This is a genomic window from Rhizobium altiplani (assembly GCF_001542405.1).
GTDB classification, from domain to species: domain Bacteria; phylum Pseudomonadota; class Alphaproteobacteria; order Rhizobiales; family Rhizobiaceae; genus Rhizobium; species Rhizobium altiplani.
This window is the reverse complement of sequence record NZ_LNCD01000082.1, coordinates 163,824-177,581: the sequence shown is the minus strand read 5'-3', so window position 1 is coordinate 177,581 and position 13,758 is coordinate 163,824. Positions and strand designations below refer to the sequence as shown.

The 13,758-nt window shown below is 60.5% G+C and carries 14 protein-coding genes; 4 read left to right on the top strand and 10 right to left on the bottom strand.

Annotation, left to right across the window (positions count from 1 at the left end):
• Positions 1–109 precede the first annotated feature (109 nt).
• From AS026_RS18455 to AS026_RS18440, 4 genes are all read right to left on the bottom strand, one after another.
• The gene (locus AS026_RS18455) at positions 110–1,738 is read right to left on the bottom strand and encodes a CTP synthase (protein WP_025660955.1); all 1,629 of its coding nucleotides are present in this window, start codon (positions 1,736–1,738) and stop codon (positions 110–112) included.
• A 140-nt stretch (positions 1,739–1,878) separates the two neighbouring features.
• Positions 1,879–2,409, bottom strand: a complete 531-nt coding sequence (gene secG, locus AS026_RS18450; protein WP_025660954.1) for a preprotein translocase subunit SecG — start codon at positions 2,407–2,409, stop codon at positions 1,879–1,881.
• A 107-nt stretch (positions 2,410–2,516) separates the two neighbouring features.
• Positions 2,517–3,287, bottom strand: a complete 771-nt coding sequence (gene tpiA, locus AS026_RS18445; protein WP_062370905.1) for a triose-phosphate isomerase — start codon at positions 3,285–3,287, stop codon at positions 2,517–2,519.
• A gap of 198 nt (positions 3,288–3,485) precedes the next feature.
• Positions 3,486–4,370: an alpha/beta fold hydrolase domain-containing protein gene (locus tag AS026_RS18440; RefSeq protein WP_062371021.1), complete on the bottom strand. Its 885-nt coding sequence runs from the start codon at positions 4,368–4,370 to the stop codon at positions 3,486–3,488.
• A gap of 215 nt (positions 4,371–4,585) precedes the next feature.
• Between AS026_RS18440 and parE the strand changes: the two genes are divergently transcribed.
• Positions 4,586–6,658 (top strand): DNA topoisomerase IV subunit B, encoded by a 2,073-nt coding sequence (gene parE, locus AS026_RS18435; RefSeq protein WP_062370902.1) that lies wholly within the window; start codon positions 4,586–4,588, stop codon positions 6,656–6,658.
• A gap of 5 nt (positions 6,659–6,663) precedes the next feature.
• On the opposite strand, the gene AS026_RS18430 is transcribed toward parE, so the two are convergent.
• Complete coding sequence (locus AS026_RS18430; protein ID WP_025660950.1) at positions 6,664–7,119, bottom strand: OsmC family protein; 456 nt, start codon at positions 7,117–7,119, stop codon at positions 6,664–6,666.
• A 3-nt stretch (positions 7,120–7,122) separates the two neighbouring features.
• Positions 7,123–7,740: a GntR family transcriptional regulator gene (locus tag AS026_RS18425; RefSeq protein WP_062370900.1), complete on the bottom strand. Its 618-nt coding sequence runs from the start codon at positions 7,738–7,740 to the stop codon at positions 7,123–7,125.
• Between the two features lie 204 nt (positions 7,741–7,944).
• On the opposite strand from AS026_RS18425, the gene AS026_RS18420 reads away from it, so the two are divergent.
• Positions 7,945–9,123: an AI-2E family transporter gene (locus AS026_RS18420; RefSeq protein WP_025660948.1), complete on the top strand. Its 1,179-nt coding sequence runs from the start codon at positions 7,945–7,947 to the stop codon at positions 9,121–9,123.
• On the opposite strand, the gene AS026_RS18415 is transcribed toward AS026_RS18420, so the two are convergent.
• Entirely contained in the window at positions 9,124–9,582 is a 459-nt protein-coding gene (locus tag AS026_RS18415; RefSeq protein ID WP_025660947.1) for a GNAT family N-acetyltransferase, read from the bottom strand.
• A gap of 109 nt (positions 9,583–9,691) precedes the next feature.
• On the opposite strand from AS026_RS18415, the gene AS026_RS18410 reads away from it, so the two are divergent.
• Positions 9,692–10,099 (top strand): hypothetical protein, encoded by a 408-nt coding sequence (locus AS026_RS18410; RefSeq protein ID WP_025660946.1) that lies wholly within the window; start codon positions 9,692–9,694, stop codon positions 10,097–10,099.
• On the opposite strand, the gene AS026_RS18405 is transcribed toward AS026_RS18410, so the two are convergent.
• The 3 genes from AS026_RS18405 to AS026_RS18395 form a co-directional block, all read right to left on the bottom strand.
• On the bottom strand, positions 10,096–11,268 hold the full coding sequence (locus AS026_RS18405) for a DUF2336 domain-containing protein (protein ID WP_205634477.1): 1,173 nt from the start codon (positions 11,266–11,268) through the stop codon (positions 10,096–10,098). The two genes, AS026_RS18410 and AS026_RS18405, sit on opposite strands and share 4 nt — an antisense overlap.
• 77 nt (positions 11,269–11,345) lie before the next feature.
• Entirely contained in the window at positions 11,346–11,948 is a 603-nt protein-coding gene (locus AS026_RS18400; RefSeq protein ID WP_025660944.1) for a flavin reductase family protein, read from the bottom strand.
• Positions 11,948–12,532 carry a nitroreductase family protein gene (locus AS026_RS18395; protein WP_025660943.1) on the bottom strand — a complete coding sequence of 195 codons (585 nt, stop codon included), beginning with the start codon at positions 12,530–12,532 and terminating at the stop codon, positions 11,948–11,950. Before AS026_RS18395 ends, AS026_RS18400 begins: the two co-directional genes overlap by 1 nt.
• Before the next feature lie 113 nt (positions 12,533–12,645).
• On the opposite strand from AS026_RS18395, the gene AS026_RS18390 reads away from it, so the two are divergent.
• Complete coding sequence (locus tag AS026_RS18390) at positions 12,646–13,737, top strand: hypothetical protein (RefSeq protein ID WP_025660942.1); 1,092 nt, start codon at positions 12,646–12,648, stop codon at positions 13,735–13,737.
• Positions 13,738–13,758 lie beyond the last annotated feature (21 nt).

The window sequence follows — 13,758 nt, the reverse complement described above, 5'->3', positions numbered from 1 at the left end:
ATAGTGGGTCTCGGTGCGGGGAAGCCTCTAACCGCTGAGATAGGCCGCAAATTGCTAAGTGTCTCTCGGCAATTAAAAAGGCCGCCTCGTTGAGGCGGCCTCTTGAAGGTCAGACCAGGCGGCTCTGTTCGGTTGCGGCTTCGATGAAGCTTGCGAAGAGCGGATGCGGGTCTAGAGGACGGCTCTTCAGTTCCGGATGGTACTGAACGCCGATGAACCAGGGATGCTCAGCATACTCGATCGTCTCGGGCAGTACACCGTCCGGTGACATTCCCGAAAAGATGAGACCGCAGTCTTCCAAACGGTCCTTGTAGTCGATGTTGACTTCGTAGCGATGGCGATGGCGCTCGGAAATATCGGTCGAACCGTAGATCTCCGAGATCTTCGTATCCTTCTTCAACGCAGCCTTGTAGGCGCCGAGGCGCATCGTGCCGCCGAGATCGCCCGCTTCCGTGCGCTTCTGCAGCTCATTGCCCTTCACCCATTCGGTCATCAGGCCGACAACGGGCTCCTTCGTCGGGCCGAACTCGGTCGACGAGGCGCTTTCCACGCCGGCAAGGTTGCGGGCGGCTTCAATAACGGCCATCTGCATGCCAAAGCAGATCCCGAAATAAGGTACCTTCCGTTCGCGTGCGAAGCGGGCCGCATGGATCTTGCCTTCCGAGCCGCGCTCGCCGAACCCGCCGGGAACGAGGATGCCATGGACCTTCTCGAGATACGGCGCCGGGTCTTCCTTTTCGAAGACCTCGGATTCGATCCATTCCAGGTTGACCTTGACGCGATTGGCAATGCCGCCGTGATGCAGCGCTTCGATCAGCGACTTGTAGGCATCCTTGAGGCCGGTGTACTTGCCGACGATGGCAATCGTGACCTCGCCCTCAGGCGTGCGGATGCGGTTGCAGACCTCTTCCCATTGGTCAAGGCGGGGCTTAGGTGCCGGCTCGATGCCGAAGGCTGCCAGCACTTCGTTGTCGAGCCCTTCCTTGTGGTAGGCCATCGGGACGTCGTAGATGTTGGCGACGTCGAGCGCCTGGATCACCGCGGACGGACGGACGTTGCAGAAGAGCGACAGCTTGCGGCGTTCCGCTTCCGGAATTTCGCGGTCGGCGCGCACCAGCAGGATGTCCGGATGAATGCCGAGCGCCTGCAGTTCCTTGACGGAGTGCTGGGTTGGCTTGGTCTTCAGTTCGCCGGCAGCCGGAATATACGGCATCAGCGTCAGGTGGACGTAGATCGCAGTGCCGCGCGGCAGATCGTTGCCGAGCTGGCGGATCGCTTCCATGAACGGCATCGCCTCGATATCGCCGACCGTGCCGCCGATCTCGCAGATGACGAAGTCGTAGTCGCCGTTGCCTTCGGTGACGAAGTCCTTGATCTCGTTGGTGACGTGCGGAATGACCTGAACGGTCGCGCCGAGATAGTCGCCGCGGCGTTCCTTGTCGATGATGTTCTTGTAGATGCGTCCGGTGGTGATGTTGTCGGTCTTGGTCGCCGAACGCCCGGTAAAGCGCTCGTAGTGGCCGAGATCTAGATCCGTTTCGGCACCGTCATCGGTGACGAAGACTTCGCCGTGCTGGGTCGGGCTCATGGTGCCCGGGTCCACGTTCAGATAGGGGTCGAGTTTGCGAAGCCGCACCCGATAACCACGGGCCTGCAGCAACGCTCCGAGAGCCGCGGCCGCAATTCCTTTACCGAGAGAGGAAACCACGCCGCCAGTGATAAATACGTATCGCGCCATGGGAGTCACCGGATACCTTTTCAAAAACGATTCCACCAGCCCAAAAATTCTTTTCCAGAACTTTTGGTGCCAGCGCGGAATTTGAACAAAAGAAAACCGGCAGACCCGAGGGCCTGCCGGCGGTTGATGCTGTGTGCCGCTTACTGTCCGCTTGGGACGGTGGCGGGCGCCGGAGCGGAAGGCGTAGTCGCCTGCGGTGCTGCCGGAGCAGTTTGAGTAGACGGAGCCGTTTCGGCAGGTGCCGGTGCGGCCGGAGCAGTTGCTGCCGGAGCCGCCGGCGCGGTTGCTGCCGGAGCCGGAGCGGTCTCACCGCCGGTCGGGACGCCGTTGTTGTTCTGCGCGGCCGGTGCAGCCGGAGCGGCATTGCCGTTCTGGCCGCCGAGCGAATCGAGAATACCCTTGCCCTCACCGCTCGTCGCCGGAATACGATTCAGAATATCCGTCGGACGGCTTTCATAGCGGTTGAGAATGCCGAGGCCGAGCGACGTGATGAAGAACAGCGTCGCCAGGATCGCGGTCGTGCGCGTCAGCGCATTGGCCGTGCCACGGGCAGACATGAAGCCCGAGCCGCCGCCGATGCCGAGGCCGCCGCCTTCCGAGCGCTGAATGAGCACGACGCCGACAAGCGCCAGCACGATCATGAGATGGATGACAATCAAAACGGTCTGCATGGGTCCAGTCCTGCCCACGCGCGCGGCGGGCATAAAGTAAAATTCTGGCGCTCTTTACATGAGGTGATCCGCTATTCCAAGCCCTTAGGCTCGGAATATACACGGCTCTAAGCAAGCAGCGCTTCGTATGCGCCGTAGATGGCGAGGAAATCGGCCGCTTTCAAGCTTGCACCGCCGATCAGTGCGCCATCGACATTCGCGACGCCCATCAACTCCCTTGCATTGCTTGGCTTGACCGAGCCGCCATAGAGGATGCGGATCTTCTTGCCAGCCGCCCCGAAGCGGGCGACGAGCTCGGAACGCATGAAGGCGTGCGCCTTCTCTACGTCTTCCACGGTTGGGGTAACGCCGGTGCCGATCGCCCAGACGGGCTCGTAGGCAATGACGGCATTCTCCGGCGTCGCGCTATCCGGCACCGAAGCGGAAAGCTGACGCTTGATGATGTCGAGGGTCTGGCCTGCCTTGCGTTCGTCCGCCGTTTCGCCGATGCACACGATTGCCGTCAGGTCGGCCGCGAACGCAGCCTCCGCCTTGGCGCGAACAAGATGGTCGGTCTCGGCATGGTCGGTGCGACGCTCCGAGTGTCCGACGATCACGTAAGTGCCGAAGCAGTCTGCGATCATTTCGGCCGAAATATCGCCGGTGTGGGCGCCCGAGGGCTTCTGGTGGCAGTCCTGTGCGCCGATCGCCAGCGGGCTGTCGGTGCAGAGCGCAGTGGCGACATAAAGCAACGTTGCCGGAGGGCAGATCAGCGCCTCCACCTTATCGGAAAGTGGCCCCTGAACACCTTCGGCAATTGCCTTGATTTGGTCGAGGGAGGCACGCGTGCCGTTCATTTTCCAGTTTCCCGCCACAAGCGGACGCACGTCAGGTGTCATGCCAGCCTTCCCATCTTCCACGTATCGTGGGGCCTTAGCAAAAGCGGGGATCAATGAAAAGGTTTGGGCACCTTCCCTAAGGGAAATAACGGCCTTTTGTCGCGCAAATGCTTAAAATTTGGAGCCCATGTTGCTGAAAATGATAGACCAGGCGGCCGCCATGACGCTCGCCCGGCGGTCAGGCGACTTAGGTTGTCGTCACGAACCCAACATCCAGTTCAGCGTGCGGCGCCAGTCGATCATCCGGATCGGTGTTCCGTGATTTCCCGTCTGATAGAGCGTGAAATGTGCAGGGTAATCCCCCTTCATCAGGTTTTCGAAGAGTGCCTGCTGGTCTGTCGCTGCATAGACCGGATCCCGGCTGCCATGCGCGAACCAAAGCGGCAGTTTGGCCTTGAAGAACGGGCTCTTGCCGAAATCCGGATCGGTAACGCCGCTGAGGATCACCATTCCCTTGAGGGCTTTCACGCTGGCGGGGTCACGGCTCAAGCCCCAGCAGACCTGGCTGCCCATCGACGCACATGCCAGAATGACCGGCTTGCCGGGCGACTGCTGGGAAGCGTAGCGGATCAGCCCTTTGATCGCGGCGACGCCATCGCTGTCGAAGCTCTTGACCGTCGGCGAATAATAGACACCGCCATTACCGGCGACCAGGTTCTTCAGGCGATTGAAGTTGCCCCCGAAACTGTAGTCGTTCACGCCGAGGCGCCGGTCGCCGTTACGACCGTGAATGAAAATGACCGTAAATGCCGCTCCCGAGCTTTGTCCCACCCTGGTGACGTCGAGTCTTTGCGAACCAAGCTGCAAGGTCTCGTCCGACTGCTGCCTTTTGACGCCGAGAGACACGTATTTTTGTTGGGCGCGCTTTTGGGGTATCTGATCGCGGCCGTTGATGTCCCGCATCTCGTCGTATTCGATGACGTCAAGGGCGCCATTATCGCTCGTCCGCAGCACATTTTGTGTAGAGAAGAGCTCGTCCTTAAAGGGCGGCAGGCTCTCGGCCGCTCGGCCGCTTGCCGTCGTCGTCAGGAAAAAGGCCGCAATTGCGGTAATAATGGTGCAATGACTTGTGGACATTCGCATGAGCATGGTTCCCTGAGCCTTCTGGCCGCTTGCCATTCCACGCCCGCCAACGCAAACCACTTCCTAAGGAAGTCCGCCTGATCGGGCGGCGTCGCGTAACGAGGCGCTTTCTGGCAGAATCTGCCTGATTCGCAAACGTGACATCAAATGCGGTGATTTTGGGTCAGGCTTGGCGTAAGGCCCCTGCCCGACAGGATAAAGATCTGAACGGCCCCATGGACGATAGCAACGACCTCTTTTCCGGACTGCCCCTGACACCGAAGCAGGAGGAAGCTCCAAAGTCTGCCGAGCCACAAAAGGCCGCACCCGCTAAGGCTGCTGCCCCCGCCCTGCGTCCGGCGCCCGTGAACTCGACGTCGGAAGACTACGGCGCGTCCTCGATCCGCGTTCTCGAGGGTCTTGAACCCGTCCGCATGCGGCCGGGCATGTATATCGGCGGCACCGACGAAAAGGCTCTTCACCATCTCTTCGCCGAAGTCATCGACAATTCGATGGACGAAGCTGTCGCCGGCCACGCGAACTTCATTGAGGTTCACCTTGACCTGCAGGGCTACTTGACGGTCAGCGACAATGGCCGTGGTATCCCCGTCGAGAATCACCCGCAAGTTCCCGGGAAGTCGACCCTTGAAGTGATTATGACGAAGCTGCACGCGGGCGGCAAGTTTGACGGCAAGGCATATGAGACGTCAGGTGGTCTGCACGGCGTCGGCGTTTCCGTCGTCAACGCGCTTTCCGACGTGCTGGAAGTCGAGGTTGCGCGCAATCGGAAGCTATATCGTCAGCGCTTTTCCCGCGGTTTGCCCCAGGGCGAACTGGAAGAACTCGGCGACGTCCACAATCGTCGTGGCACGCGAGTCCGCTTTCACCCCGATCCGCAGATCTTTGGCGAGCACGCGAAGTTCGATGCCGGGCGTGTGTTCCGTATGGCACGCTCCAAGGCTTACCTCTTTGGCGGCGTCGAAATCCGCTGGAGTTGCGAGGAAGGCGTTCTGCCGCAAGGCTCGGAGATACCTGACAAGGCGGTCTTCCACTTCCCCGGCGGCCTGAAGGATTACCTGCAGGCGACGATGGGCAAGGAATTCACCGTTACCCGCGAGATATTCGCAGGGAAAACCGAGAAGACCAGTGGTCATGGCTCCCTGGAGTGGGCGATCACCTGGTACGGCGGCGATCCCCAGGTCCACTCCTACTGCAACACGATCCCGACGCCCGAAGGCGGCACGCACGAGGCGGGCCTGCGCATCGCGCTGACCAAGGGCCTGAAGAATTACGCCGAACTGACGCAGAACAAGCGCGCTGCCCAGATCACCACCGATGACGTGATGATCTCCGCCGTCGGCATGCTCTCGGTCTTCATTCGCGAGCCGGAATTCGTCGGCCAGACGAAGGACAAGCTCGCCACGGTCGAAGCCCAGCGGATCGTTGAAAACGCACTCCGCGACCCCTTTGACCACTACCTTGCCGACAATCCGAACGAGGCAGCCAAGCTGCTCGACTGGGTTATAGAGCGTGCGGAAGAACGCCTGCGCCGTCGCAAGGAAAAGGAAGTCAACCGCAAGACCGCCGTGCGCAAGCTGCGCCTGCCCGGCAAGCTAGCCGATTGCGCACAGAACACCGCCCAGGGTGCCGAACTCTTCATCGTCGAAGGTGACTCGGCAGGCGGCTCGGCCAAGCAGGCTCGCAATCGTGCCAACCAGGCGATCCTCCCCCTGCGCGGCAAAATCCTCAACGTCGCCAGTGCCGGTCGCGAAAAGCTTGGCGCCAACCAGCAGCTCGCTGATCTCGTTCAGGCGCTCGGTTGCGGTACGCGCTCGAAGTATCGTGAGGAAGACCTTCGCTACGAACGCATCATCGTCATGACCGATGCCGACGTCGACGGTGCCCACATTGCCTCGCTGCTGATCACGTTCTTCTATCAGGAAATGCCGGAGCTGGTCCGTGGCGGTCACCTCTTCCTGGCCGTGCCGCCGCTCTACAAGATCACCCAGGGCGCGAAGTCCGCTTACGCCCGCGACGATGCGCACCGCGCCGAGCTGATGGAGACCGAGTTCAAGGGCAAGGCGAAAGTCGAAATCAGCCGCTTCAAAGGCCTCGGCGAAATGCTGCCGGCGCAGCTCAAAGAAACCACCATGGACCCAGGCAAGCGCACGCTGTTGCGCGTGATTATCGACGAGGTGGATTTCGAGGGTACGCGCACGGCGGTCGACGACCTGATGGGAACGAAGCCGGAAGCGCGCTTCCGGTTCATTCAGGATCGCGCCGCCTTTGCGGAAAACCTCGATATCTGAACCGGCTAGTCGAGGCGCACCGTAATTTCCGTCTTCACGGAGTTGGCAAGAAAGCACAACTCGTGCGCTTCGTGGTGGAGTTTCTGTTCGATCTCTCGGTTCGGCCTGTCGCCGGCATAGGTAACCTGCGGTCGAAGCTCCACGCGGCTCACCATTGTCCTGCCCTGCACAGTTTCCATAAGGCCGGTTGCCGCATCGATATAGCTATCGACCAGGATGCGCTTCTTTGAGGCCAGCCAGAGATAGAAGAGCATGTGGCAGCTCGACAGTGCTGCAACGTATGCCTCTTCCGGATCAACATTCTCGGCAAGCGCATACGGCAACGGCACATTGTGCGGCGAAGCGGAGGCAGCGACGGTGGCGCCGCCATCAAAGCTCCATCTGTGCCCGCGGCTATAGCGTCCGTCGATAAAACTTGCCGCGCCCCGCTCCCATGCGACCTCCGCGGAAAAAGTCGTCATCTCTCATTCTCCCTTGCGCGCCAGGCGCGCTGTTGTCATCTGCAGGTGGCCCGACAGGGCCTTCAGTGCCTCAGCCTCGTCGCGACGCGCGCACGCGTCTATGATGGCGCGATGCTCGGCGTGGAGGATCACACGCTCGTTGGAGCCCTTTGGCTGCCTCAGATAGGCACGACGCGATTCACGCCGCAGTTCGTCGATCATGGACAGAAGGCGGCGATTGCCACATCGCCCGTAGAGCGTTCGATGAAAGGCGACATCCAGCTCCTCCAGCGCGGCCGGATCATCCTCTTCGATCAGATCTTCATTGAGACGGCGCGCCTTGCGCAGGTCACTGTCGCCGAGCAGCGGCAGCGCAGCGCGCAGCGCCATGCTCTCCAAGGCTGCGCGGATCTCGGCGAGTTCACGTGCTTGCTCTTCCGTCAAACCGGCGACGGCCAGGCTTCGGTCAGGCCGCCGGTCGAGCAGGCCTGACGCCAGCAACCGATCTAGCGCCTGGCGTACCGGCTGGCGGCTCACGCCAAACCGCTCTGCCAGGAGCTCTTGTTTCAGGACGGTCCCTGGCGGCAGGCTCCCGCCTTCTATTTCGCGCCGCAGCGCCGTTGCAATCAGGTTTGTATCCATGGATCCAAAGTAAACGCGCAAGTGTATTTTGGCAACGCTGTGGCATGATTTCTGTCATATTGATTGCGAAGAATAGCGTTAGGGAGCGTAGTATGGATCGCCGGTGGTCTCACGGGCGCCAGTCGATGACAGAATCGGTCATTGTGCTTGCGCCCGAGGGGCGCATGGCCCATATCCATAGCCAAAACAGGGGAAAAGAACGACGTGAGCCTTCCGAACAACAACATCCAGCGAGAGCCGCGATGGCTCGGCCCCTCAGGCCCAGCCCGCACGCCGTTAATTCCCTCGATCTCCGCGGCGCGCTGGCTGCTCGTGCTTGTTGTCGCTGCTGGCGTCTACTTCTTCTACGGCTTTGCCGTCCCGGTTCTCGCCGCCCTTGTCATCGGTTTTGCAAGCTGGCCGCTGTATCGCCGGCTTCTCAGCCGTGTCGGTGGAAACACAACGGTCGCCGCCACCATCGCGATTCTGATGATCGTGACGTTTCTCGTGTTGCCGATCTTTTTCGCCGTCACCTATACGACAGGTGAGGTGCGCGAATGGGTGGCCTGGGCCGTGCACGCAAACAGGTCCGGTGCGCCAACCCCGCAGTGGATCATCGCCCTGCCTTTTGCCGGTCCGTATCTCGATGAACTGTGGACCAGATATATCGGCAGCCCCGGTGCCATGGGTGAGCTAATCCAGGCTGTGAGCGGCGCCCATATCGGCAACATCTATCGGGCGATTCTGGCAGCTGGCGGTGGCGCCTTCCACCTGCTCCTCACGCTGCTCTTCATGTTGATCGCGCTGTTCTTCGTCTACCGCGATGGTTCCTCCTTCTCGCAGCAGATCGATATGCTCGGCGAACGCATTCTTCCGAACCGCTGGGAGCGAATTTCCCGCGTCGTTCCGGCAACCATCAGCTCGACTGTCATGGGCATGACACTGATCGCGATCGGCGAAGGCATCGTGCTCGGCGTCGCTTATTGGATCGCCGGTGTCCCCTCGCCCGTCACGCTCGGCGTCCTGACCGGTATCATGGCCCTGATACCCGGTGGTGCCCCGCTGTCCTTTACCCTGGTGTCTGTCTACCTGCTCGCCAGTGGCTCACATATCGCAGGCATCGGCCTTTTCGTTTGGGGAACGGTCGAGCTGTTCATTGTCGACAAGACACTTCGTCCGAAGCTTGTTGGCGGTCCCATCAAGCTTCCATTCCTGCCGACCTTCTTCGGCCTTGTCGGCGGCGTGAAAACCATGGGCTTTCTCGGCCTCTTCATCGGGCCGGTGCTGATGGCCCTCATTGTGGCGATCTGGCGCGAATGGATGCACGAGGTCCGGAGTGCCGAAACCGGCCCGAACGTCATGACCGACGAGCAGGCCCCGCCGGCGTCTCGCGCGGCCGAATGATCAGGGCAGCCGCTTTTCCATGAACAGGCTAAGTGGGTCTGGCAGGTAGCTGCCAAACGCTTCGATTTCGCCATAGCCGTACTTGCGGTAGAGAGCGATCGCTTCTGGCTGGTAAATGCCGGTTTCAAGACGGACGGCTTGGAGCTTCTTTTCAGCGGCCGTCGTTTCGAGTGCGTCTATCAGCTTGCTTGCCACTTTCAAGCCGCGAGCGTCCGGGTCGACGAACATCCGCTTGATCTCCGCTGTTCCGTCGCCAGCCTCGACCAGTGCACAGCAGCCAACGATCGCACCCTCGTTGCGGGCGACGAAGAAGCTGACGGTCGGCTTCTCCAAGGTCGATACATCGACGAGGTGATTGCTCTCTGGCGGATACAGAGACTGGGCATATGCGTCGGACATGTCGAGCAAGCGGAGCACGCCGTCTTGGCGCGGTGTTTCCAAAGCAATCGTAACGGACACGGGACTTTTCCTATCTTGCGGCGCCCGCGTAAAAAATGTTGGGGCGCCTTCATTCTGTTGGAATTTCAGCATCTAAGAGGCGAAGGTTCAATATTCAAAAGGCGATATTATGCAAGCGGTGCTGGTTGCAATGACGATCCTAGGCTGCAACGACTCGGTCACACAATGCAACTATCTCGCCACGGTTGAGCAGAAATGGCAGACCGTCGCCATGTGCGACGCCGATTCGGAAAGGCAGCTGAAGCGCTATACGAATGTCAGCTACCCAACGGTAATTGCTGTCTGTGAGCCACCGAAGCCTGCTTCCCCGGAAGCGCCGAAGGCGGTCGTGGAAAACGCGCCGACGCCGCCCGTTCCAGCCGGAACGCAGGGTCGGTTGTCGGCCCTCGCTGACCGGGTGGCGAGTGAGGTGCGCGCGTACCTGCCGTCCGGTAGCGAAATGAAAACAGCGCTGGCTTCACCCGTCCACTTCGTCTCGGGCAGCTATTCCTGGGTCGCGAAGCGGCTGCACCGCTAGGCTGCGGCGAGCGACGTCAATTGAGCGTAAGCGCGTGCATGCTGCCGCTGTTCAGCGATGTGCAGCCTTTCGATCATCTCCAGGAGTTCCTGCACGGCCCCATGCGTTGCATGCCGGCGGAACTTCTCAAGCAGCTTGCCGCAGATGTCGCCGAGCATCGTCGCTGACAGATCTTTCGATGCGTCCCGCCACAACAGCGTCGCTTCGACGAAGATCGTGCTGATCTCGCGGGAAAGGCCGGCCGTCTCATAGAGGGCGCGCACCGCGTGCATGCGACCGGTTGCGAGGATGGAGCGAACGCGTCGCTCTTCGCAGCCAGTCAGGTTGACGATGGCGCCTGCGAAGAACTCGACCTTTCCGCAGCAAAGAGCGTGGATCAGGCACGACGGCGTTAGGTGGCCACTAACCCGTAAATGCTCGACAAGGTCTGAAATCTCGCGCGGCGGAATCTCGCCAGCAATCGACACGATGGCAGTTTCATTGGCCTCTCTGCTGATCCTGTGCAGTCGGCCGGGATCGATCGTCGCTAGCGCCAATGGCAGACCGACGAGGGCGGCGCTGACATGCTGCGACAACAACTGACGCGCGTCCGCCGCAAGATCCCCGCGCTCCAGCAGCAGATTGCGGATTTCGCAGTGATGGCCGAGCCGCTCGGCAATTCTTTTAAGAGAGTAAGGCGCGATGGCCGCCCCGCCGTTCTCGAGAAGGCAGAGGACGGCCTCTTCTTCACCGATTTCGGCGAGCGCAGCTGAAACCGGCCGTGAAATTGTGCCGCGCGCGGCAATCAGCATTCGCGTGATGTCGCTGCCGCTGGCGGCGAGATCCACCAGGTCTGCGTCCGACAGCAAGGGTGAGCATGTGACCGCATGGCAGGCGATCTCCGGCTGATCCGCAGCCAGCGAGAGTATAACCGCTCGCGGCGCCTCCGGTGACCAAGAGATTGCTTCGGCAAGCGCCAGCCTCACCTTGGGGGATGGGTCGTCGAGCAGGAAAGTCATGGCCATCTCGGCCGCGGCGCGTTCTTCTGCTGCCATTTCGGACTGCAGATAGGCTCTGCCGAGGGCACTGGCCGCACGGGCCCTGTCTCCGGCCTTGGCGGTTTCCGCCCAACGAAGAAATGCTTCTACGATCACCCGTGTGCCCCATGCCCGAATGCGATTCTCTCGCATTCCAATCAGTGGGATCACGGTATCTTGGAAAAGTTTATGATTGGTTCACCATGTTCCTTAGGCTCTGACGGCCAACGTCAAACCTGCGGCCGGAACATTTCGAATACGTCGCTGCCTTCGCTATAGTCCATGTAACCCATGCGGGCGACTGGCCTGGCGATCGCCATATCGAGGCGCCCATCGCGAATGATCGTCTCGTCGATGTGGATGCCGATGACCTGACCTAGGATCATGATGTTCTCGGAATTTTCACCGGTGAGTGACTTCGGCACAAGGGTTTCCGTTACCTTGCATTCGAGCACGGCAAAGGCCTCGGCGACGTAGGGCGCGTCGACAAGCTCACCCTTCCTGGCGGTGAGGCCGGAAAGAGCAAACTCGTCAACGCCATAGTCGACGGCTGCCGATGAGATATTCATCTTCTCGACCAGGTTTCGGCTGACAAAGTTGCAGGTGAACTCGCCGGTCTCGATCGCATTCCTCTGGCTATGCTTTAGACCGGCGGAGGAAAACATCACGAGTTTTGGGCGATCGGAAATCGCATTGAAGAAGGAGTACGGTGCAAGGTTGATCGAGCCGTCGCTTCCCTTGCTGCCAATCCAGCCAATCGGGCGCGGCGAGACAATCGCCTTGAAGGGATCGTGCGACAGGCCATGCCGGTTCGTATCGGCGGTATAGAACATCAGTCACCTCCGCCAACCCAGGTCACAGTCTCGATCAGTTCCGGGCGCGGGCGCTCGACGGGCGGAAACGTCGTCGAGCCCATGTGAATGAAACCAGCGATCTTTTCGCCCGACTTGACGCCGAGAAGTTCGTAGGCGCGCTCGTCATAGGCGAACCATTCGGTCAGCCAGTTGGCGACCCAGCCATGGGCGTTGGCGGCGAAGATGATGTTGAGGCAGACCGCGCCTGCCGACATCAACTGCTCCCACTCGGGAATCTTGATGTGCGGGCCGGACTTGCTGACGACGGCAACGACAACAGGAGCGCGGGTAAAGCGCGTACGCTCCACCTGGACCATTTCCTCAGACAGTTCTGGCTTGGCCTCGAGCGCGAGCTTGAGGAGCTCTTGGCCAATCCGGGCACGCTCTTCGCCGCGATAGACGATGAAGCGCCATGGCGCGAGCTTGCCGTGGTCGGGCACGCGGGAGGCCAGGCGCAAAATCTCTTCGATCTCGGCTTTGTCGGGGCCCGGCTCGCACATCTGGAAAGCGGGAATAGAGCGACGGACACCGAGATAGTCGATCAGCTTGATATCGGATTTCATGCGGGAGAGACTTCCATTTTCATGACAGCATTTGGGATGGGTCTTGAATTTGCCATCGCGTTGGTCTTGAAGTGGCCTCTGTGATTTCAGATGTCAATTGGTTCGCACGACAGATGGTTGGCATTTCGCCATATGCAAGCATAAGCCTGGCCTTGGTTTTGACCGCCCTACTGCCTTTAAGCAGCCAGGCGCAGGACGCCTTCCAGACCTTCAAGCAGTTGGATACGACTGCGAAAATGCCGAAGCTGAATGCCTTCATCGCGCCGGGCACCGCCCCGCAGGGCTCGAAGCTGCGCGAGATCGCGCTCGAGGCGAAACTGACCGCCAACGGTGATCCTGTTCAGGATGGTCTCTCCTGGTATGTGTTCAGCCCGATAGCGGGTACCGACGGAAAGCTTCCGCTGATCGCGTCTTCGCAAGGCGGCTCCGCGGATTTTCAGCTCGCGCCGGGAGACTATTTCGTCAACGTTTCTTTCGGTCGCGCCGGTGTCACGCGCAAGCTGACGGTTCCTGAAGAGGGTGAGGTCGACAAGCAGACGATGGTGCTGGAAGCCGGTGGCTTGCTGCTGAACGCGGTCTCGGGAACGGACGTTCGCATTCGCCCGGATCAGCTCAGCTTCTCGATTTACTCCGCCGAGGTGCGTGAGGACGGCGAGCGCGGTCTTGTCATGGCTGACGTGCCGCCAAACACCGTGGTTCGCTTGAATGCCGGAACCTACCACATCGTCTCCGAATACGGCGACACCAATGCCTCGATCCGCGCCGATATCCAGGTGGAGGCAGGCAAGCTCACGGAAGCAACCATCCAGCACAAGGCAGCACAGATCACGTTCAAGCTCGTGTCCGACGCCGGTGGGGAAGCGATCGCCGATACCGCCTGGTCGATCCTGACGGCCGCTGGCGACAGTGTCGGCGAGAGCGTCAGCGCTTTCCCGACCATGGTGCTCGCCGAAGGCGAATACTCCGCCGTAGCTCGAAACAAGGACAAGATCTACCAGCGGGATTTCAAGGTCGAAGCCGGCAAGAACACAGACGTCGAAGTTCTGATGAAGGACGTGCAACCCGAAGAACCGACAGAGGCCGCTAAAACCGTTCAGGTTCAGCCTGATCAGCAACCGCCAGCGACTGACGGCTCGCCGAGTACACAGGCACCGCTACCTACTTACGATCAGCTCCAGGGCGGCACCGGCGCCGGCGCGGACTGATCGACCTCCTAGGGGTACACA